Source organism: Streptomyces sp. NPDC029292 (assembly GCF_055569295.1).
Map to the genome: position 1 here is coordinate 439,403 of NZ_JBVHXR010000001.1, position 20,759 is coordinate 460,161.

The 20,759-nt window shown below is 69.5% G+C and carries 18 protein-coding genes and 1 riboswitch; of the genes, 1 reads left to right on the forward strand and 17 read right to left on the reverse strand.

The annotated features are described in order from the left end of the window. Positions 1 to 286: 286 nt before the first annotated feature. Together ACZ4WS_RS02060 and ACZ4WS_RS02065 are read right to left on the reverse strand one after the other, a co-directional pair. Positions 287 to 1,180: a M23 family metallopeptidase gene (locus ACZ4WS_RS02060; protein WP_467976282.1), complete on the reverse strand. Its 894-nt coding sequence runs from the start codon at positions 1,178 to 1,180 to the stop codon at positions 287 to 289. A gap of 4 nt (positions 1,181 to 1,184) precedes the next feature. Continuing rightward, a riboswitch (cyclic di-AMP (ydaO/yuaA leader) is annotated at positions 1,185 to 1,345 on the reverse strand. A gap of 298 nt (positions 1,346 to 1,643) precedes the next feature. Then, positions 1,644 to 3,713, reverse strand: a complete 2,070-nt coding sequence (locus ACZ4WS_RS02065) for an alpha-galactosidase (protein WP_467976283.1) — start codon at positions 3,711 to 3,713, stop codon at positions 1,644 to 1,646. A gap of 180 nt (positions 3,714 to 3,893) precedes the next feature. Between ACZ4WS_RS02065 and ACZ4WS_RS02070 the strand changes: the two genes are divergently transcribed. After that, positions 3,894 to 4,691 carry a tyrosine-protein phosphatase gene (locus ACZ4WS_RS02070; RefSeq protein ID WP_467976285.1) on the forward strand — a complete coding sequence of 266 codons (798 nt, stop codon included), beginning with the start codon at positions 3,894 to 3,896 and terminating at the stop codon, positions 4,689 to 4,691. Between the two features lie 13 nt (positions 4,692 to 4,704). Here ACZ4WS_RS02070 and ACZ4WS_RS02075 read toward each other — a convergent pair whose 3' ends face one another. The 15 genes from ACZ4WS_RS02075 to ACZ4WS_RS02145 form a co-directional block, all read right to left on the reverse strand. Beyond that, a complete protein-coding gene (locus tag ACZ4WS_RS02075; RefSeq protein WP_356166334.1) occupies positions 4,705 to 4,821 on the reverse strand; it encodes a DUF6126 family protein in 117 nt (38 codons plus the stop codon). Positions 4,822 to 4,853: 32 nt separating this feature from the next. Further along, positions 4,854 to 5,498, reverse strand: coding sequence for a helix-turn-helix domain-containing protein (locus tag ACZ4WS_RS02080; protein WP_467976287.1), 645 nt, complete (start codon positions 5,496 to 5,498; stop codon positions 4,854 to 4,856). 282 nt (positions 5,499 to 5,780) lie between these two features. After that, positions 5,781 to 7,181 (reverse strand): aspartate aminotransferase family protein, encoded by a 1,401-nt coding sequence (locus ACZ4WS_RS02085; RefSeq protein ID WP_467976289.1) that lies wholly within the window; start codon positions 7,179 to 7,181, stop codon positions 5,781 to 5,783. Further along, positions 7,178 to 9,109 carry a 1-deoxy-D-xylulose-5-phosphate synthase gene (gene dxs / locus ACZ4WS_RS02090; protein WP_467976291.1) on the reverse strand — a complete coding sequence of 644 codons (1,932 nt, stop codon included), beginning with the start codon at positions 9,107 to 9,109 and terminating at the stop codon, positions 7,178 to 7,180. The genes ACZ4WS_RS02085 and dxs overlap by 4 nt, the downstream gene beginning before the upstream one ends. 28 nt (positions 9,110 to 9,137) lie before the next feature. Next, on the reverse strand, positions 9,138 to 10,295 hold the full coding sequence (ispG, locus tag ACZ4WS_RS02095) for a flavodoxin-dependent (E)-4-hydroxy-3-methylbut-2-enyl-diphosphate synthase (RefSeq protein ID WP_467976292.1): 1,158 nt from the start codon (positions 10,293 to 10,295) through the stop codon (positions 9,138 to 9,140). Between the two features lie 4 nt (positions 10,296 to 10,299). Beyond that, positions 10,300 to 11,322, reverse strand: a complete 1,023-nt coding sequence (hpnH, locus tag ACZ4WS_RS02100; RefSeq protein WP_330309014.1) for an adenosyl-hopene transferase HpnH — start codon at positions 11,320 to 11,322, stop codon at positions 10,300 to 10,302. 5 nt (positions 11,323 to 11,327) lie between these two features. Then, positions 11,328 to 11,969: a phosphorylase family protein gene (locus ACZ4WS_RS02105; RefSeq protein ID WP_467976294.1), complete on the reverse strand. Its 642-nt coding sequence runs from the start codon at positions 11,967 to 11,969 to the stop codon at positions 11,328 to 11,330. Next, on the reverse strand, positions 11,969 to 13,993 hold the full coding sequence (gene shc / locus ACZ4WS_RS02110) for a squalene--hopene cyclase (RefSeq protein ID WP_467976296.1): 2,025 nt from the start codon (positions 13,991 to 13,993) through the stop codon (positions 11,969 to 11,971). Before shc ends, ACZ4WS_RS02105 begins: the two co-directional genes overlap by 1 nt. A 110-nt stretch (positions 13,994 to 14,103) precedes the next feature. Continuing rightward, a complete protein-coding gene (locus ACZ4WS_RS02115; protein WP_467976297.1) occupies positions 14,104 to 15,234 on the reverse strand; it encodes a polyprenyl synthetase family protein in 1,131 nt (376 codons plus the stop codon). Continuing rightward, a complete protein-coding gene (gene hpnE, locus ACZ4WS_RS02120) occupies positions 15,231 to 16,640 on the reverse strand; it encodes a hydroxysqualene dehydroxylase HpnE (RefSeq protein ID WP_467976298.1) in 1,410 nt (469 codons plus the stop codon). Before hpnE ends, ACZ4WS_RS02115 begins: the two co-directional genes overlap by 4 nt. Further along, on the reverse strand, positions 16,637 to 16,777 hold the full coding sequence (locus ACZ4WS_RS02125; protein ID WP_467976299.1) for a DUF6380 family protein: 141 nt from the start codon (positions 16,775 to 16,777) through the stop codon (positions 16,637 to 16,639). The genes hpnE and ACZ4WS_RS02125 overlap by 4 nt, the downstream gene beginning before the upstream one ends. Next, positions 16,777 to 17,727 (reverse strand): presqualene diphosphate synthase HpnD, encoded by a 951-nt coding sequence (hpnD, locus tag ACZ4WS_RS02130; RefSeq protein WP_467976300.1) that lies wholly within the window; start codon positions 17,725 to 17,727, stop codon positions 16,777 to 16,779. The genes ACZ4WS_RS02125 and hpnD overlap by 1 nt, the downstream gene beginning before the upstream one ends. Continuing rightward, positions 17,724 to 18,626, reverse strand: coding sequence for a squalene synthase HpnC (gene hpnC / locus ACZ4WS_RS02135; RefSeq protein ID WP_467976301.1), 903 nt, complete (start codon positions 18,624 to 18,626; stop codon positions 17,724 to 17,726). Before hpnC ends, hpnD begins: the two co-directional genes overlap by 4 nt. A gap of 358 nt (positions 18,627 to 18,984) precedes the next feature. Continuing rightward, positions 18,985 to 19,758 carry an ABC transporter ATP-binding protein gene (locus ACZ4WS_RS02140; protein ID WP_467976302.1) on the reverse strand — a complete coding sequence of 258 codons (774 nt, stop codon included), beginning with the start codon at positions 19,756 to 19,758 and terminating at the stop codon, positions 18,985 to 18,987. Next, the gene (locus ACZ4WS_RS02145; RefSeq protein ID WP_467976303.1) at positions 19,751 to 20,680 is read right to left on the reverse strand and encodes an ABC transporter permease; all 930 of its coding nucleotides are present in this window, start codon (positions 20,678 to 20,680) and stop codon (positions 19,751 to 19,753) included. The genes ACZ4WS_RS02140 and ACZ4WS_RS02145 overlap by 8 nt, the downstream gene beginning before the upstream one ends. Between the last annotated feature and the right edge of the window lie 79 nt (positions 20,681 to 20,759).

Consider the following 20,759-nt stretch of genomic DNA (forward strand, 5'->3'; position numbering starts at 1 on the left):
AACTGGGCGGTGGCGGCCGCGGCTGCGGCGCCCTGATGACGGTGCGTCGGTCGACGCCGGGCACAGGGACCTCCGGAGGCATAGAAAGCGCTTACGGAGATCACTGTGGAGTCACTCTCGCACGCTGTCGATACCCCTTGCACCCCTGCCACAAGACCGCAATCTGCCCATCATGAATCGATCATGAAACACCAAAGGCCGAACCCCGGGGATCGTGGGGTCCGGCCTTTGGAGGCGGTGCTGCCTTCAGAGACAGGCAGTGCTGGCTTCAGAGACAGGGACAGCGTCAGGCGACGGCGACACCGTGGGAGCGCAGGTACGCGACCGGGTCCACGTCCGAGCCATAGTCCGGCGTGGTGCGGATCTCGAAGTGCAGGTGCGGTCCGGTGACGTTGCCGGTCGCGCCGGAGAGGCCGATCTGCTGACCCTCGGTCACGGTCTGGCCCGCCGAGACGGAGAGGGAGGACATGTGGGCGTACTGGGAGTACTTGCCGTCGGCGTGCTGGATGACGACCTGGTTGCCGTACGCGCCGCCCCAGCCGGCCGAGACGACGGTGCCCGCCGCGATGGACTTGATGGTGGTGCCGGTCGGGACCACGAAGTCGACGCCGGTGTGGTAGCCGCTGGACCACATGCTGCCCGCCACCTTGTAGCCGGTGCCGACGGTGGCGCCGTCGACCGGCAGGGTGTAGCCCAAGTTGCTGGTGGCGGCCGCGGCCTGGGTGGCCGTGCTCGCCTTCGGCGCGGTCGAAGTCGTCTTCGTCGACGTCGTCTTCGCGGAGGACTGGGTGGCGCTGCTCGACGCGGCCTTCTTGCCGATCGTCAGCTTCAGGCCCGGGTGGATCAGCGACGGGTCGCTGCCGACGGCCGTGCGGTTGTCGGAGTAGAGCTTCTTCCAGCCGCCGCTGACGTTCTGCTCGTCGGCGATCTTCGCGAGACAGTCGCCGGCCTTCACCGCATAGGTCTTCGTCGCGGCCTTCTTCGCGGCGGTGGCGGTCTTCTTCGCGACGGTGGTGGTCTTCTCGACATTCTGCGCGACGGACGCCGTCGGGGTCGCGGCATGCGCACCGGTGGCCCCCATCAGAGGCAGCGCGAGTGCGGCGCCACCGGTTCCGGCCACGGCGATCGAGCGGGTGAAACGCTGGGACTTGGGACGGCGGTGCTTACCCTTCGCGGGCATGACGAATTCCTCTCCGGCGCCTGCGAGGTGAGCTGTCGGGTGCGGGCTGGAGATGCCCGGCCACGCGAATGCGCGGCTATACCCCGAGCCGTTCCGGAGACCGGAACAGGCGTGGTACCTGCGGGTCCCCCGCTCCTGCCGTGTGCGGGTAAGTGTGCGGATTCCGGGCGGCGGCAGGATTGGGCGTCCGTCCGGATTGAGGCCGAACGTAAGCGAGATGAGAGCGCATCGACAAGCATGTGGCTTTTCTGTGCCGATGCCTTTCTTGATCCATGCCGGAATTCCCGTCACCCTCCGTGGATAGGTGATCTTTCCGGCTTCTCAACCCGTCCGTGAATTCGGGCAGGTTGATAAAAGGGGCCCGCCACACATCGTCACGAATATGACGCTGCTCACGCACGTCGACCCACGACGCTTTATTCCAGGGCCAGTTGGAACGAAGGCTCCAATTCGGACAGAACAGTCACATGCGACGCAGCCGGATAACTGTCGCATCGAGGTCCCCGCGCAGCCCCGTACGCAACCCGTGATGCAGCAGCACCGCACCGCGGTGCACTTCGCCCGTTTCGCGGCACTCGTACCGTTCTGTCGGGTCGAGTCCGCGCAGCCGGAGCGGGGCGACCGGCTCCCCGTGGTGCTGGGCCTGGAGCCAGGCGAGGACGACGGTCTCGCCGCCGTGGACGTACTGGACCGCGCTCAGTCCACCCTCCGGGGGCCGCAGCCGGTAGAGGTCGCCGCGCTGCACGACAGGCCGGATCTCCTTATAGAGATCCACCCATTCCCGCGCCTCGACCAGCTCCCGCTCGCTCCACTCGGTCACATCGCCGCCGACGCCGAGCACCCCGGCCATGGCGCTCACAAACCGAAAGCGCAAGGAGCTGACCCGGCCATTGAGCTGCGCGTTCGGGCTGTCCGTGACCCAGGCGGCCATGATCCGGGCCGGGTGGATCTGACTGAAGCCGTGCTGGATGGCGAGCCGGTCGAGCGGGTCGGTGTTGTCGGAGGTCCACACCTGGTCCGTACGCGCCATGATGCCGAGGTCGACGCGGCCGCCACCTCCCGAGCAGGACTCGAAGGCGACACCGGGGTGGGCGGCCCGCAGCCGGTCGAGAAGGGCGTACAGCGCCTCCACGTGCGCGACCCACAGCTTCTGCGGGTAGGGCTCGCCGGGCCAACCCGCATCCGTGAAGCAGCGGTTGAAGTCCCACTTCACATAGTCGATGGGGGCGCTGGAGAGCAGGCTGTCGAGCTGCTCCCAGAGGTACTCCTGAACGTCCTGGCGCGCGAGGTTCAGTACGAGCTGATTGCGGTATTCCGCCCTGGTTCGCCCCTGCTGGAACTGCACCCAGTCGGGGTGCGCGCGATACAGCTCGCTGTCCGGATTGACCATTTCGGGCTCGACCCAGATCCCGAACCGCATGCCGAGCGCGTGCACGTCGTCGGCGAGCGGCTTCAGCCCGGCGGGGAAGCGATCGGGGTTGGGCGTCCAGTCCCCGAGCCCCGCCTGATCGCTGGTGCGGGTCCCGAACCAGCCGTCGTCGACGACGAACAGTTCCACGCCCATGGTCGCGGCCCGCCGCGCGAGCGCCCGCTGCTGCTCCTCCGAGATGCCGAAGTTGGTGGCCTCCCAGGAGTTGTAGAGCACGGGACGGTCCTGGTCCGCTTCCGGGATGACATACGCGCGCTGGTACGCGTGCCAGGCCCGACTCGCCCCGCCGAAGCCGCCGTCGCTCCACAGCCCCGCGAAGACGGGTGTCGTGAACGACTCGCCCGGCTCCAGGCGCAGCAGCCCCGAGTCGTCGTACCCGGCGCCGCCGGTGATCTGCACGCGCGCGTCGGGGAGTTGGGCCACGGAGATCCGCCATGAGCCCGACCAGGCGAGCGCGCAGCCGTACACCTCGCCGCTCTCCTCGGTCGCCTCGCTGTCGAGCGCCACCCAGGGCAGATGCTGGTGCCCGGTGTGCCCGCGCCGGCTGCCGATGACCTTCTCACCGTAGGTGAGGGGGGCACGTACGAGCCGGGACTCGGCAGCCCACCGCCCATGCAGCTGGGACAGCCGCCAGCCCTCGCGCTCCGGCAGCGTCCAGGTCGCGGAGTCGGCGCGCAGCAGCTCCAGAGCGGGTCCCTCGTTGGCGAGCGTCACCCAGCGCTCGACGACGTCGCCGCGCATCCGGTAGTGCAGCGTGATGCCGAACCCGGAGTCCGAGAAGCGCAGCCGCAGCTCCTCACCGTCCGCCTCGAACTCCTCGAAGCGCCACTCGGTGCCGCGCCGCTCGTCCGTGCGCACGGAGAGGGCCGGGCGTACGAAGCGGGGGCCGCCCTCCACCGGGTACTCCTCGTGTCCGTCGAGCGGGGACTCGAAGGGCCAGTACTGGGGCGCGGACAGGGCGGCGAGGGCCTCGGCGTCGGGGAGCGTGATGCGCGGGCCCCAGTGCAGATGCAGCAGCTCGTCGAGTTCGGTGAGCCGCAGTGCGTAACTGCTCGTCGGCCCCGAAAGAAGCCAGGTCCGACCGTCCGCGCCGAGCTCCATCATCAATCCCCCACAGATCCGAACAGCTGCGATCAGGCACCAACATCATCATGGGCCCCGCACCTGGGAGGCAACGCCTGTGGACAACTCATTGCCCCAGGAACCCATGTCGTATCGTCGAGAGCGCAGTCCCGTTGGCGAGCGATGCCGAGCAGCGCCGACGGCCGAATGGGAGGAGCCCCCGTGACGCAGCAGATCCCGTCAACCGAGCCTGAGCTGACCGGAGTGCGCAATTTCCGGGACGTGGGCGGTCTGCCCACCGTGGACGGCCGGCGGGTGAAGTACGGGCAGCTGTTCCGCAGCGGTCATCTCGCGCACGCCACCGACGAGGACGCCGCGTTCCTCGCCTCCCTCGGCCTGCACACGATCTTCGACTTCCGCAACGCCTCGGACCAGAAGCTGGAGGGCCCGGACGTCGACCTGCCGGGCGTGCGCAACGTGAATCTTCCGCTGACCGACCCGGCCGACGGCGTCGAGTTCTGGAAGATGGTCCGGGACGGCGACATCGACCAGCTGCGCGCGCTCCTGTCGGACGGCAAGGCGGCGAACCGGATGATCGGGTCCTACCGCACGATCATCAAGGAGCGCACGGCCGAGCACTCCCAGGTGCTGCATTCCCTGGCCGAGGACAGCGTGCCCGCGCTGATGCACTGCGCGGCGGGCAAGGACCGTGCGGGGCTGTCGATAGCCGTGACGCTCCTCTCCCTCGGCGTCGATCGCGAGGCCATCGTCACCGACTACCTGGAGTCGAACGCGACGCACCGCCGCTACAAGGTGCACCGCTCCAGCACCTCCGCCTCCGCCTACTCCCCGGAGGTCATGGAGCTGCTCAGCCCGCTGTTCGACGCGCGCGCCGAATACCTGACGGCCGCCTTCGAGACCATCGACGGGACCTGGGGCGGGGTCGACACCTACTTGGAGCAGGCGCTGCGGATCACCCCCGAGCTGCGGGAGCGCCTGCGCGAGCGCCTGCTGGACTGAGCCTCGACAGGGCCTACTGGTTCTGCGCGCCCAGCGTGAAGAGCAGGTAGATGAAGGCCGCGAAGAGGTGGCCGACGGCGACATAGATGATCAGCCGCACCCACAGGGCGCGCGGGAACTTCTCCTCCATGGACCGCCGGGTGCCGGGTTCCGTGGGTTCGGTCATGACGTCTCTCCCATCGTCGGGTGCCCCGTCGCCGGGCCGAGGCACAGCGCGGCGGTGGGGCTCTGCAGCAGGGTGTGTACGAAGAGCAGCTCGGCCCCGCCGCGGTCGGCGGCGGCGATGCGGTGCGGGGTGAGCGAGTCGAAGTGCGCGCTGTCACCCGGCGCGAGCAGGTGCGCCGTGTCCCCGAGGCGCAGCCGCAGCCGCCCCTGGAGGACATAGAGCCACTCCTCGCCGGGGTGGACACGCACGATGTCGCCCTGCGAGCCGTACGGCACGTGCACCCGCAGGGCCTGCATGCCGCGGCCGGGGGCACCGGCCTGCCAGTACGTCCAGCCGCCCGCCCCGGTCGGCTCCATGTCGGCGGCGCGCACGACGGCGTCACGCTCGGCGACCGTCTCGCCGAGCAGCTCCGAGACGGTCGTACCGTAGATACGGGCGAGCGCGAGCAGCATCGGCAGCGAGGGCTGGCGCTGCCCCGTCTCCAGGCGTGAGAGGTGGGCGGGCGAGAGCCCGGCGGCGCGGGACGCGGCCTCCAGGGTCAGGGAGGCGCGGCGGCGCAGGGCACGCAGTTGGGGTGCGACGACCGGCAGCTCGTCGGCCGTCACCGGCTCGGAAGGGCTCGTATCCTCGACAGGGCTCATGTCTTCCATTGAGCCGCATGCTTGCCTCTCGGGCAAATTTCTTGCCTCTGAGGCAAAAGACCTCACGGCAGGCGGGTGGGGGGGGGGGGGGCCCCCCCCCCCCCCCCCCCCCTTTCCCCCCCCTCCCCCCCCCCCCCCCCCCCCCCCCCCCCCCCCCCCCCCCCCCCCCCCCCCCCCCCTACGNNNNGGAGCAGTTTTTTGCCTCGGGGGGAGCTTCTTTTGCTGAGGGAAAAAACCCCCGAGGGGGGGGGGGGGGGGGCCCCCCCCCCCCCCCCGCACCGCCTACCGGTTCGCCACCGCCTGCCTCACCAGCGTCTTCCCGAAGTCCCACATCAGCCCGCCGCCGCTGTGCGCGTCATCCATCACGGCGGTGAAGGCCTCGACGAACCGGTCCACGTCCTCCTCGCCGATGACCAGCGGCGGGATCAGCTTGATCACCTCCAGGTGATCGCCGGAGACCTGGGTGAGGATGCGGTGCCGTTGCAGCAGCGGCACGACCACCATCTGCGCGAACAGGCCCTTGCGCGCGGCCTGCAGCATCGTCCAGCGGCTGCGCAGCTTCAGCGACTTGGGCCGCCCGAACTCGATGCCGATCATCAGGCCCCGGCCGCGTACGTCACTCAGCAGCTCGTACTTGTCCACGAGCGCCGCGAGCCGGGACTTCAGTTGCTCTCCCGTGGCGCGGGCGTTCGCGACGATCTGTTCGCTCTCCATGACCGAGAGCACGGCAAGGCCCGCCGCCATGGCCTGCGCGTTCGCCCCGAAGCTCGCCGAGTGGACGAGGACCCGGTCCATCGAGGAGTAGACCTTCTTGAAGATCCAGTCCTTGCCGAGGGTGGCGCCGACCGGCACATAACCGCCGGAGAGGGCTTTGGCCACGCACACCAGGTCCGGCTCCACGCCCTCCTCGTGCTGGTAGGCGTAGAAGTCCCCGGTCCGCCCGAGCCCGGTCTGCACCTCGTCCGCGATGAGCAGCGCCTTGTGCTTGTGGAGCAGCTCCTGGGCGGCGCGCAGATATCCGGGCGGGGCCTCGTGCACGCCCTTGCCCTGGATGGGCTCGACGATGAGCGCGGCGACGTCCCCCTTCTTCAACTCCCTCGCCAGGACGTCGAGATCACCGAGCGGGACGGCCGTGTCGGGCAGCAGCGGGGCGAATCCGTCGCGGAAGCCGTCCTCGCCGTTCACGGACAGCGAGCCGGTGGTCAGCCCGTGAAAGGCGTGCGAGCAGTACAGGATCCGCGGCTTCCCGGTGGCGTACCGGGCGAACTTCAGTGCCGTCTCGACGGCCTCCGTACCGCTGTTGCCGAAGAACACCCGGTCCAGGTGCGGGCTGTGGCTGAGGAGCTTCTCCGCGAGCAGTCCGGGCAGCGGCTGACAGTCGAAGCGGGTGAGGTCGGCGAGCGAGGCGTCCAGGACGTCGTGCAGCGCCCCGCGGACGACGGGGTGGTGGCGGCCCAGGCCCATGACACCGAACCCGGCGAGCATGTCCAGGTAGTCGTTGCCGTCCGCGTCCCAGAAGTGCGCGCCCTCGGCCCGCTCGTACACCTTGTCGAAGCCGATGGTGTGCAGCATGCGCGGGAGCTGGTGGTTCAGGTACTTGGTGTGCAGCTCGTAGCGCTCGGCTCCGCGCTCGGCAAGCAGCGCGCCGAGGTCGAACTCCCGCTTCTGAGCAGGGTCGTTCATTCCTGTTTCTCCTTGGACAACTCATCCATGGACAGCTCGTCCTCGACCTTGGACAGCTCATCCTTGACAGCCAGGCCGGCGCTGATCCGCCCGGCGATCTCGACGGGCGTGAGACCTATGTCGGCCAGTACCTCACCGCGCTTGGCATGCGCGAGGAACTGCTCCGGGATGCCGAACCGCCGTACGGGCACGTCGACTTCGGCGTCTCCGAGCGCCAGCGCGACCGCCGCGCCGACCCCGGCCGCCCGGCTGTTGTCCTCGACGACCGCGACGAGCCGGTGCTCGGCGGCGAGGCCGGGCAGCGACGGGTCGACGGGCTTGACCCAGCGCGGGTCGACAACGGTGCAGCCGATGCCGCGGGCCTCGAGCAGCTCGGCGGCCTGGAGGCAGACGGGTGCCATGACGCCGACGGCGACCAGAAGCACCTCCGGCCGGTCCGCGCGATGCAGGACGTCCAGTCCGCCCACATGGTCGACCGCCGGGATCGCCGGCCCCACCGACTCCTTCGGGAACCGGATCAGCGTCGGCGCGTCGTCGACGGCGACCGCTTCCCGCAGCTGGGCTCGCAACTGGTCGGCGTCGCGCGGCGCCGCGATCCTGAGGCCGGGCACCACCTGGAGGATCGACATGTCCCACATGCCGTTGTGCGAGGCGCCGTCGACGCCGGTGACGCCCGCCCTGTCCAGTACGAAGGTGACACCGCAGCGGTGCAGTGCCACATCCATCAGAAGCTGGTCGAAGGCCCGGTTGAGGAAGGTGGCGTAGACCGCGACGACGGGATGGAGCCCGCCGGTGGCGAGCCCGGCCGCCGAGACCGTGGCGTGCTGCTCGGCGATCCCGACGTCCCACACCCGGTCGGGGAACTTCTCGGCGAACTTCGCCAGGCCCACCGGATGCAGCATGGCCGCCGTGATCGCCACGACGTCGTCCCGCTCCGCACCGATCCGGACGATCTCGTCACCGAACACCGAGGTCCAGGAAGGGCCGTTGGAGGGCGCCAGGGGCTCGCAGGTGAGCGGGTCCATCACGCCGACCGTGTGGAAGTGGTCCTCCTCGTGGGCGAGCGCGGGCTCGTAGCCGCGGCCCTTCTCCGTCAGACAGTGAATGAGCACGGGCCCGTGGAAGCGTTTCGCGCGCCGCAGCGCGGACTCCACGGCCCCCACGTCGTGCCCGTCGATCGGCCCGACGTACTTGAGCCCCAGGTCCTCGAACATGCCCTGCGGCGCGAACGCGTCCTTGAACCCCTTCTTCGCGCCGTGCAGCGACTCGTAGAGGGTGTGCCCGACGACGGGTGTGCGCAGCAGTACGTCCTTGCCCCAGGCGAGGACCTTCTCGTAACTGTCCGTCGTACGCAGGGTCGCGAGGTGGTTCGCGAGGCCCCCGATGGTCGGCGAGTACGACCGCTCGTTGTCGTTGACGACGATGATCAGCGGGCGGTCCTTGGCGGCGGCGATGTTGTTCAGGGCCTCCCACGCCATGCCGCCGGTCAGCGCGCCGTCGCCGATGACCGCGACGACATGCCCCTTCTCGCCCTGCACCTGACGGGCCTTGGCGAGCCCGTCCGCCCAGCCGAGCGCCGTGGAGGCATGGCTGTTCTCGATGATGTCGTGCTCGGACTCCTCGCGTGACGGGTAGCCGGACAGACCGCCCTTGCCGCGCAGCTTGGAGAAATCCTGACGCCCTGTCAGCAACTTGTGTACGTAGCTCTGGTGACCGGTGTCCCACAGGATCTTGTCGACGGGTGACTCGAAGACCCGGTGGAGCGCGATGGAGAGTTCCACCACGCCCAGATTGGGCCCGAGGTGACCGCCGGTCCTGGCGACCGCATGTACCAGGAACTCCCGTATTTCCTCGGCCAGTTCACCGAGTTCCGCCTCGGACAGCGCCTTCAGGTCACGTGGTCCCCGGATGCTCTCCAGAATCGTCACGCTCGGGCCCCCTCTCGGTCCGTGCCGATCAACTCACGGTGACGGCCGGTTCGCCTGACGCGACGCCGTCGTTCTCCATCTGCTCGGCGATCTTCATCGCCTCGTCGATGAGGGTCTCGACGATCTTCGACTCGGGTACGGTCTTGATGACCTCGCCCTTGACGAAGATCTGCCCCTTGCCGTTGCCGGAGGCGACCCCCAGGTCCGCCTCCCGCGCCTCTCCGGGGCCGTTGACGACGCAGCCCATGACCGCGACGCGCAACGGGACCTCCATCCCCTCCAGACCGGCCGTGACCTCGTCGGCCAGCTTGTAGACATCGACCTGGGCGCGCCCGCAGGACGGGCAGGAGACGATCTCCAGGCGCCGCTGCCGCAGCCCCAGCGACTCCAGGATCTGGATGCCGACCTTGCACTCCTCGGCGGGCGGCGCGCTCAGGGAGACCCGGATGGTGTCCCCGATGCCCTCGCTGAGCAACGCTCCGAAGGCGACGGCCGACTTGATGGTCCCCTGGAACGCCGGACCGGCCTCCGTCACACCGAGGTGCAGCGGGTAGTCGCACTGGGCGGCGAGCTGCCGGTACGCGTTGACCATCACCACCGGGTCGTTGTGCTTCACCGAGATCTTGATGTCCCTGAACCCGTGCTCCTCGAAGAGCGACGCCTCCCACAGCGCCGACTCGACGAGCGCCTCGGGCGTCGCCTTGCCGTACTTCTGGAGCAGCCGCCTGTCCAGCGACCCGGCGTTGACCCCGATCCGGATCGGGGTACCCGCGTCCCTGGCGGCCCGCGCGATCTCCTTCACCTTGTCGTCGAACTGCTTGATGTTGCCGGGGTTCACCCGCACCGCCGCGCAGCCCGCGTCGATCGCCGCGAACACGTACTTCGGCTGGAAGTGGATGTCCGCGATCACCGGGATCTGCGACTTGCGGGCGATGGTCGCCAGCGCGTCCGCGTCGTCCTGCGTGGGGCAGGCGACGCGCACGATCTGGCAGCCGGACGCGGTGAGTTCGGCGATCTGCTGCAAGGTGGCGCCGATGTCCGACGTACGCGTCGTCGTCATCGACTGCACCGACACGGGTGCGCCGCCCCCGACCGCCACCGGTCCGACCTGGATCTGCCGTGACACACGGCGCTCCGCGATCGGCCGGACCGGCACCTCGGGGAGGCCCAAGGAAACGGCGGTCATTTCGTCACCCGCGGCTTTCCGTGAACGTCTCGCGGGCGGCGCGCAGCGACTCCTTGAGCGAGCCCATGGTGGCGAGGACGGCGGTCGGCTCATAGCCGCAGTGCGCCATGCAGTTGGCGCACCGGTCGTCCTTGCCACGCCCGTAGGAGTCCCAGTCGGTCTCCTCCAGAAGCTGCTTGTACGTCTGCACGTACCCGTCGCTCATCAGATAGCAGGGCTTCTGCCAGCCGAAGAGCGAGTAGCTCGGGATCGCCCACGCGGTGCAGGGGAAGTCGACCTTGCCTTCCAGGAAGTCCAGGAAGAGCGGGCTCTGGTTGAGCCGCCAGCGGCGTCGGTTGCCGCCCGCGAAGGCCTTCTTGAACAGCTCCCGGGTCTGCTGGACGCCGAGGAAGTGCTCCTGGTCGGGCGCCTTCTCGTAGGCGTAGGCGGGCGACAGCATCATCTCGTCGACCTTCAGGTCGTCGTTGAGGTAGTTGAGAACCTCGATGATGGTCTGTGGGGTGTCGGTGTTGAAGAACGTCGAGTTGGTGGTGACCCGGAAGCCGCGCCGCTTGGCCTCCTTGATGGCCTCGACCGCCTCGTCGAAGACGCCTTCCTTGGCAACGGACTCGTCGTGCCGCTCACGCAGCCCGTCGATGTGCACAGCCCACGCGAAGTACGGCGAGGGCTTGAACTTGTCCATCTTCTTGCGCATCAGCATCGCGTTGGTGCACAGGAAGACGAACTTCTTCTTGGCCACCAACTGCCGTACGATCTCGTCGATCTGAGGGTGCATCAGCGGCTCGCCGCCGGCGATGGACACCATCGGCGCACCGGACTCGAGCACCGCGCCCACCGCCTGCGCCACGGGCATCCGCTGCTTGAGCACACCCGCCGGATGCTGGATCTTGCCGCAGCCCTCGCACGCGAGGTTGCACGCGAAGAGCGGTTCCAACTCGACCAGCAGCGCGAACTTGTCCCGCTTCCTGAGCTTCTGTTCAAACAGGTACGCAGCGACCTTCATGGTCTGCCGAAGGGGCATGGCCATCTGGCTCACCTCCGAGGGAGCAGCAAAGAACGGTGCCATTCAAAAAAAGCGGGAAGGACGGCACGAAGAACACGGAAAGCTGATATTCCACCGCGGACCGTACCGATACGGACGAGTTCATGTTCTGGAGCGTCCACGACCACCCGTACGGCCGCAACCGGGCGCACGCCCGTGCGCACGGCGCTGTGGAGCGTGGACGCCGACTCCATGTCGACCGCGATTGCGCCGGTCGCGAGCAGATCCGACCGTTCGTGACCGCGGACGACGTGATCGGAACCAGTGAGTGGTCCCGTGTGGACGGTGCGCCCGGGCACGGCGCGCACCAACTCCTTGACCAGCAGCTCGGTGCCCACGCACGGCGTGTTGCCGCGCGGGTCCCGGGTCTCCTCGGCGACGACCAGGTCACCGGGGTGCATGCCCGGGGCGAGCCCCGCGCAGAACCCCGTGGCCAGGACGGCGGCCTCGCGCAGCGCCGGGTCGGCGAGGGCCCGGGTGACCGCGCGCTCGGCGGCCTTGGGCCCCATGCCCGTACGCAGCACGGTGACGGGCCCGTCGGCCCCGGTCCGGTCGCCGCTGCGCAGGGCGAGGTGCTCGATGCCGAGCGCGCAGGCGATCAGCAGGGGGGCCGGGTCGGGCTTCGTGTTCATCACCCCCCCTTGACCTCGGCGAGGGACTCGCCGTGGACGAAGCTCGGCTCGCCGTGGACGTACCGGCCGAGTGCGGTGAGCGGGAAGACCTGCCGGTAGAGGTGGTAGTTGATCGAGAAGTCCCAGGGGAACCCGGTGCCGGTGAAGTACGGCTCGTCCCAGGAGCCGTCCGCCAGCTGGGTCTCCGCGAGCCATGCGACGCCGCGCTCGACGGCCTTGGAGTCGCGCTCCCCGGCGGCGAGGAGGGCGAGCAGCGCCCACCCGGTCTGGGAGGCGGTCGAGGCGCCGCGGCCGCTCCACTCGGCGACGTCGTGATAGGAACGCAGGTCCTCGCCCCAGCCGCCGTCGTCGTTCTGGACCGTCTCCAGCCAGGCCACGGCCCGCCGGATCGCCGGGTGCGAGCCGGGCAGTCCGGCGGCGACCAACGCGGGCACCACCGACCCCGTGCCGTATACGTAGTTGACGCCCCAGCGGCCGAACCAGGAGCCGTTCGCCTCCTGTTCGGCGAGCAGCCACTGGATGCCCCGGCGGGTGCGCGGGTCATGGGACAGCCCTTCGACCGCGAGCATCTCCACCACATGGGCGGTGACGTCCGCGGACGGCGGGTCGATGACCTCGCCGAAGTCGCAGAAGGGCAGCCGGTTGGGGAAGGCACTGGTGTTGTCGACGTCGAAGGCGCCCCAGCCGCCGTCCTTGGACTGCATACCGAGGTTCCAGCGCACCCCGCGCCCGATGGCGTTCTCGACGCGCTCCGGGTCGTGGTGCTTGACCCGGCGCAGCGCGAGGGCGACCTCGGCGGTGTCGTCGATGTCGGGATAGTTGTCGTTGTGGAACTCGAACGCCCAGCCGCCCGGCTGGAGTCGGGGCCGCTTCACCGCCCAGTCGCCGGGCCGGACGATTTCCTCGCCGAGCATCCAGTCCGCGGCCTTCACGAGCTGCGGATGGTCGGCGGGCAGGCCCGCGTCGGCGAGCGCGATGGTCGCCAGGCAGGTGTCCCACACCGGCGACTGACAGGCCTCGATCATCCGGGCCCCGTCCTCGCGCCACACCGCGAAACGGTCCAGCGACGCCAACCCCTCGCGCATCACCGGGTGTTTGAGGTCGTACCCAAGGAGATGAAGGGCGATAACGGAGTAGACGGCGGGCGGCTGGATGCCTCCCCAGCAGCCGTCGTTCTCCTGCCGCTCGATGATCCAGCGGGCGGCGGCGTTCATCGCGGCCCTGCGCAGCCTGCGCGGCGCCACCTTGCGGTACTGGTGCAGCGCCTTGTCCAGACGCTCGAAGACGCCGTCCCAACTCGCCGCCGGGGCAAGGGGCTTGAACGGATTGGGGTTGCGCGGGTCGGTGTGCAGCTCGTCGAGCGGGAACGGCGCGGGCCGCACCGGGCGCTTCGCCGAGACGATGGTGAGCGGCACGATGGTCTGCCGCGCCCAGCACCCGAAGTCGTAGATGTTGAGCGGCATCCACTTCGGGAAGTAGATGAGCTCCGGCGGGAGTTCGGGCAGGTCGTCCCACTTCCACCAGCCGAACAGGGCGAGCCAGATCCGGGTGAAGACACGGGCCGAGGCGACGCCGCCCCGCTCGCGGATCCACGCGGACGCCTTCGCCATGTGCGGCTCGTCCGGGCTGTCCCCGGCCAGGCGCAGGGCGACGTACGCCTCGATGGTGGTGGAGAGTTCGGCGGGTCCGCCGTAGAACGAGGCCCAGGTGCCGTCCTCGCGCTGTTCGCCGCGGATGAACAGCCCGGCGGCGCGCGTGGTCATCTCGTCCTGAATGCCCAGGAACTGACGGAGGAGCAGGTCCTCGGCGTCCATCGTGACATTCGTCTCGAGGTCGCCCTTCCACCAGCCCTCGGCGTCCTGCCGCGAGAGCAGGAAGTCGGTGGCGCGCTGTATCGCGTGCGCGGCGGCGTCTCGGGTCTCAACTGTCCCGGCCGCCACGGGAGTCGTCTGTGTTTGTGTTTCGCTGGCCGAGGCAGCGCGAGGCGGCAGGGCCCCGGTGCTTCCGTCGGTCGTCGCTGTCATGGCTTCCCCTTCGTGCAGTGATACGTCTGCTGTGGGTCCGCCGTCGGCCGGTGCGCGTTCTCCCGCGGCACCGGCCGGCGACTACGCGAGGTTCATTCGACCGATAGTGATCATCTCTTCCGTACGACGACGAAGTCGGCGAGCGCCACGAGCTGGGCCCGCACCTGCTGGGGCATCTGGATCGTGTCCAGGGCTTCGATGGCGATCGCGTGCTGGCGACGCGCCTCCTCGGCGGTCCACTCGCGGCCGCCCGCCTCCTCGATGAGCGCGGCGCGCGCGGCGAACTCCTCCTCGGAGAAGTTCTCGAAGTCGCTGGCCTTGGCGTCCTCGGCGAGCAGTTCACCGAGGCGCTCGGAGGCGGGGCCGCCCGCGGCGAGCGCGGCCACGACCGGCAGGGACTTCTTGCGCTGGCGCAGATCGCTCCAGGTCTGCTTTCCGGTGGCCTCCGGGTCGCCCCAGATGCCGAGGAGGTCGTCGACGGCCTGGAAGGCGAGGCCGAGGTGGTAGCCGTACTTCTCCAGCGTGTCGGCGGTGTGGTCGTCGGCGCCGCCGAGGACCGCGCCGATGGAGCAGGCACAGGCGAGCAGGGCGCCCGTCTTGTTGCCCTCCATCTCCAGGCACTCCTCGACGCTGACACGGTCGCGGTGCTCGTAGGAGATGTCCTGCGCCTGGCCGTCGATGAGGGCACGGGTGGCGGTGGTCAGGCGGCGCGTGGCGCGGCCCGCCTCGACGGTGCCGAGCTCCAGGAGGATCTCGTTGGCCAGCGCGAACAGAGCGTCGCCGACGAGGATGGCCTGGGCGGGGCCGTGCACCTTCCAGACGGTGTCGCGGTGGCGGCGCTGTTCGTCGCCGTCCATCAGGTCGTCGTGCAGCAGTGAGAAGTTGTGCACCAGTTCAACGGCGACCGCACCCGGCACCCCCACCTCGGGGGCGGCACCGGCGGCCTGCGCGGACAGGACGGCGAGCGCGGGGCGTACGGCCTTGCCGCCGTCGCCGTCCGCGGGGTTGCCCGCGGCGTCGATCCAGCCGAAGTGGTAGGCGGCGACGGTGTCCATGGGCGATGCCAGACGGTCGACAGCCGCCCGCAGCACCGGTGTGGCCAGGGTCCGGCCGCGCTCCAGGAGCGCGGTCACGTCCACCGCGTCGGCAGCCGTTTCGGCCGGGGGCACAGTGGGCACAGTCTCTCCTCTTGTTGCGATACCGGGGGTGCGGGGACCGGTCCCTTGCAGATCGAGCGTCACGCCGCCTCCTCGAAGAGTTCGAGGAGATGATCGCGGGGCCGGCCCAGGGCGCCCAGCGCGGCGCCCGCCGCACTGACACCACTGCGGACCGCACTCTCCATGGTCGCGGGCCACCCGGTGGCGGTCCACGCTCCGGCCAGATACAGGCCGGGGGCCTTGGTGCGGGCGCCGGGCCGCAGCCGCCCGACGCCTGGGGTGGGGGCGAACGTCGCCGTGCGCTCCCGGGTCACGAAGAAATCCTTCACTTCCGCGCCGCGCGCGCCGGGCAGCAGCCGCTCCAGCTCCGGCAGATAACGCTCGCGCAGTGCGGAGACGGGCTCGTCGATCTCATCCTGCGCGGCCGACTGAGACAGCGCGAGGTACTGGCCCTCGGTGAGCCCGGACGCCTCGGTCCGGTCGAAGACCCACTGCACCGGGGAGCCCAGCGCCGCGAAGAACGGCCTGCTGAGCACCTTCCGGTCGTAGACGACATGGACGTTGAGGATCGGCGCGGTGCCGATCCGAAGCAGCTGTTCAGGGGCGTCGAGTGCCCCCTCGGGCAGCAGATCGTGGGCCTCGCGCTGCGGTACGGCCAGGACGACCGTGTCGGCGTCGATGCTCTCGCCGGGAACCTGAACGGTCCAACGCCCGTTTTCGTTAAGGGAGATGGAGGTGACGCGTGTACGGATCTCGGTACGGACGCCCGCGGAGTCGAGCGCCTTGCGGGCCAGAGTGTCGTGCAGTTCGCCCAGCGGGACGCGTGCCCATCCGATGTCGGCCGCACCCGGGTCGGACAGCAGACCGGTCTTGAACACCATCGCGGCGAGCCCGAGCGACGAGTCGCCGGCCACCGCGTTGAGGGTGGCGACCCCCACCAGGTCCCACAGTGCCTCGACGGCACGCTCCGACTGACCGTGCGCGGCGAGCCAGTTGCCGAAGTTCTGATCGTCGAGCGCCGGATCGGCGAGATCCAGGCTCTTGAGCGCCAGTGCGGCACGCCCGACTTTGGCGCGCTCGGCGAGCGACAGGTGCTGATACGTCGCGAGGCTGCGCGCCAGATGCAGCGGTACGGGCAGTGCGCTGCGGCCGATTCTGCCGAGCCGCCGCCCGGGTTTGCCCTCGGCGTCGAGAACGGGCACGTCGAGACGATCCTGCAGCGGCGCCAGCGAGGCTCCGTCGACGCGATCGAGGAACCAGCGGTAGGCGGTGCAGCAGCGCAGGTACACATGCTGCCCGTTGTCGACCGTCAGGTCACCGCGCTGGAAGGAGAACGCCAGACCGCCGAGCCTCGGCCGCCCCTCGAGCAGGGTGACGCGCACCCCGGCGTCGGCGAGCGCGAGCGCCGCGGTGATGCCGGCGAGCCCGCCGCCGACCACCACGGCGGCTGCCCCGCCAGGGCTGCCCGCAGGCTGCGTGACCTCGCTCATCGTGCACCCTCCCCTGCGGCCGTGCCGCGGTGATTGAACGGTGCACGGCAGGCCATCGCAAGCAGGGACGCCATCCGGCTCCGGAGGGTTGCGTGCCGCTTTTCGCCGGTGGAATCACCTTGGCCCAAATTGTCCATCAGGCGCGCCTCCTGACGGTGCGGCGGGACACGTGCCGGGCGTCGAGGCCGGAGAGGCCGCGCACGGCGACGTACGCCTTCTCCCGTCCGGGCAGCGAGACCCGGCCGCGCAGCACGGCCTCCGGCTCGCGCTCGATGCGGTCGAGGAGACGGCGGTAGATGCCCGCCATGGCCGCGACACAGGCGCCGCTGCGCCGGTCCAGCATGGGCAGCAGCCGGTAGCCCTCGGCGAAAAGGGCGCGGGCCCGACGCACTTCGAAGTGCACGAGGCCCGCGAAGTCGGAGCCGGGCGGTGGTGTCGGCCCGTTGAAACCGGCCGAGCAGCCGAACTTGGCGAGGTCGTCGGCGGGCAGATAGGTGCGCCCGCCCTGGGCGTCCTCACGTACGTCCCGCAGGATGTTGGTGAGTTGCAGCGCGAGCCCGAGCGTGTCGGCATACTCCGGCGCGCGCTCGGCGCCGCGCGCCCCCGGTTCCGTACCGAACACGCCGAGCGAAAGCCGCCCGATCGCCCCGGCAACACACCGGCAGTAGACCTTCAGGTCGTCCCAGGTCTCGTACGTCTCGCCGCGTACGTCCATGAGGACGCCGTCGATGAGTTCGTCGAGGCCGCCGAGCGGCACCGGGAAGTACTCGGCGGTGTGGCTGAGGGCGACCGCGACCGGGTCGGTGTCGTCCTCGTCGACGGAGCCGTCGCGGACCCGGGCGAGCAGCGCCCGGGTGTCCTCGAGGCGAACCGCCTTCACGTCCGGTGCCAGCGCGCCGTCGCCGATGTCGTCGACACGCCGCGAGAACGCGTAGAGCGCCGACATCGCGCGGCGCTTGGGCGTCGGCAGCAGTCTGATGCCGTACGCGAAATTACGGGCCTGCTGACCGGTTACTGCCTCGCAGTAGCTGTAAGCGGCGAGTACCGGTGCGGACACGTGTTGTTCCGACTCCACGGTCCGGATCACCCCTCTCCTCGCAGAGTCACTCCCACCTCGCGCAGCAGCTGGAGCTTGCCGGGCTTGGGCGGGCCGGGAAGTACGTCGTATTCGGCGGCGGCAATCGCACGGATTGCCGCCCTTCCCCCCGCAACGAACCCCGCGAGCAGCAGCTTCAGCCTGCCGTGGACGCTACCCACGAGGGGGGTGCCTTCATTCAGGAGGTTCAGGGCGCGTTCTGCTTCGTATGCAACCAGTGCACGCACCGATGCGCTTGCTGTGGCCGTGGCGAGATCCGTCTCGTGGACATGAAAGCGCTTCATGTCCTCGGCGGGCAGGTAGATGCGGTCGCGGCCGAGGTCCTCGGCGACGTCCTGGAGGTGTTCGACGATCTGCAGTGCCGTGCACACCGCGTCGGAGAGGCGGACGCGCTCGGGAGTCGAGGTGCCGGTGACGGAGAGGACCAGGCGGCCGACGGGATTGGCGGACAGCTCGCAATAGGCGAGCAGGTCGTCGTAGGTCTCGTACCGCTTGACCAGCTGGTCCTGGCGGTTCGCCGCGATCAGGCCGAGGAAGGGCTCGGGGGTGAGGTCCGCGTGGCGCACCGTGGGCTGGAGCCGGCGCAGCAGGGGGTGGCGCGGAGTCGAGTCGAACACGCGGTGAAGATCGGCTTCAAAGGCGTCAAGCAGGAGGAGGCGGTCCTCGGCCTGCTCGGGCGACACGCCGAGGAGGCGGGCGTCCGCGCCGCCCGGGGCCAGGTCGCCGTCGCCGATGTCGTCGACGAGGCGGGCGAAGCCGTACACGGCCATCAGGTCGTCGCGCCAGGCCTTGGGCAGGAAGAAGGGAGCCACGGGGAAGTTCTCGTCCGCGGCCTTGTCGAGCGTGCCACGCTCCGGATTTCCGATGCGCGCCGTGCCGGCTTCGGTCACCGCTCGCCGCCCCGCGCGGGGACGGCACACGCGTCGCGGAGCTGGAGAGTTTCCGTAGCCATTGCCGTCACATCTCCCGTTCTACACTGCCGACCCAATAGTGCCCTTTTCGGACACGCCGCCCGGAGGTCCGCGCGGCGCGCCGGTGCCGGGTGTCGCGCATTATCGCCCCACTTGCCGCGAATCAGCACCGGTACAGCTTACGTTGTACAACGCGGCGCGCTCCGTCGGGGTGTCCTGCACATCACAACAACACACCGATTGGCGTCAAGATTCCTAAGGCCAGCCGGAGTTGGCGTTTCCTTTGCAGACGCAGGGCCCCGCCGAAGAGTTCCGGCAGGGCCCTGGGCGAAATGGGCTACTTGCCCGTGAACTTCTCGTACTCCTTGAGGACCTCTTCGGTCGGGCCGTCCATGCGCAGCTCACCGCGCTCCAGCCACAGCACGCGGTCGCAGGTGTCGCGGATCGACTTGTTGTTGTGACTGACCAGAAACACCGTGCCGGCCTCCTTGCGCAGCTCGCGGATGCGGGCCTCGGAGCGCTTCTGGAACTTGCGGTCGCCGGTGGCCAGGGCCTCGTCGATCATCAGGACGTCGTGGTCCTTGGCCGCGGCGATGGAGAAGCGCAGGCGGGCCGCCATGCCGGACGAGTAGGTGCGCATGGGGAGGGTGATGAAGTCCCCCTTCTCGTTGATGCCCGAGAAGTCGACGATCTCCTGGTAGCGCGCCTTGATCTCGTCACGGGTCATGCCCATCGCGAGCCCGCCCAATATGACGTTCCGCTCGCCCGTCAGATCGTTCATCAGGGCCGCGTTGACGCCGAGCAGCGAGGGCTGGCCGTCGGTGTAGACCTTGCCCTTCTCGGCGGGCAGCAGGCCCGCGATGGCGCGCAGGAGGGTGGACTTGCCGGAGCCGTTCGAACCGATCAGGCCGATGGCCTCGCCGCGGTACGCGGTGAAGGAGACGCCCCTGACCGCGTGCACCTTGCGGACGCCGCGCTCCTCGCCGCGCTTGAGGATGCGGCTGAGGGCGGAGGTGGCGCTGCCCTTGCCGGTCTTGGCGCCGTTGACGCGGTAGACGATGTGCAGCTCGTCCGCGATGACGGTGGGGATGTGGGATGTCTGCTCAGCCACGGCCGTACCTCTCTTCCGCCTTCCAGAAGTACACGAACCCGCCGACGGCCACGAGCACGGCCCAGAAGACGGCGATGCCCCAGACGTGCGGCGGCAGGTGGGCGGAGCCGTAGTCGTCGATGAGCGCGAAGCGCATCAGGTCCATGTAGATCGCGGCCGGGTTCACCTGCAGCGCGCGGACGATCCACTCCGGACGCCCGGCGAGCATGGTGCTGATGGAGAACATGACACCGGACGCGTACATCCACGTGCGCAGGATGAACGGCATCAGCTGGGCGAGGTCCGGAGTCTTGGAGCCCAGCCGGGCCACGATCAGCGCAAGGCCCGTGTTGAAGAGGAACTGAAGCACCAGCACCGGGAAGATCAGCAGCCACGACGGGCCCGGGTAGCTGCCGAAGGCGATCGCCACCACGAACAGCACGATCATCGAGAAGAGCAGTTGCTGGAGCTGCTGGAGCGCGAAGGAGATGGGCAGCGAGGCACGCGGGAAGTGCAGGGCGCGCACCAGCCCCAGGTTGCCGGAGATCGCGCGGACGCCGGCCATGATCGAGCTCTGCGTGAAGGTGAAGACGAAGACGCCCGTGACCAGGAACGGGATGTACACGTCCATCGACATGCCCCGGCTGGCCTTCAGGATCAGGCCGAAGATCAGGTAGTAGACGCCCGCGTTCAGCAGCGGGGTCGCGACCTGCCACAGCTGGCCCAGCTTGGCCTGGCTGTACTGGGCGGTGAGCTTCGCCTGCGAGAAGGCGAGGATGAAGTGCCGCCGCCCCCACAGCTGACGAACGTATGCGGCGAGTCCGGGCCGGGCGCCGCTCACCGCGAGCCCGTACTTGGCGGCCAGCTCGGCCGCGGAGAGCCCTTCGTCGGGCGACGGTCGGTCGCTCACCGCGACTCCGCCGTCATGCGTTGTCTCACTCACAAGTGGAAACTTTCGTCTTCAAGATGCGCACAGCCTGGTCGGGCTAGGCATGAGCCGGGGACCGGTGTACGGCCACGAA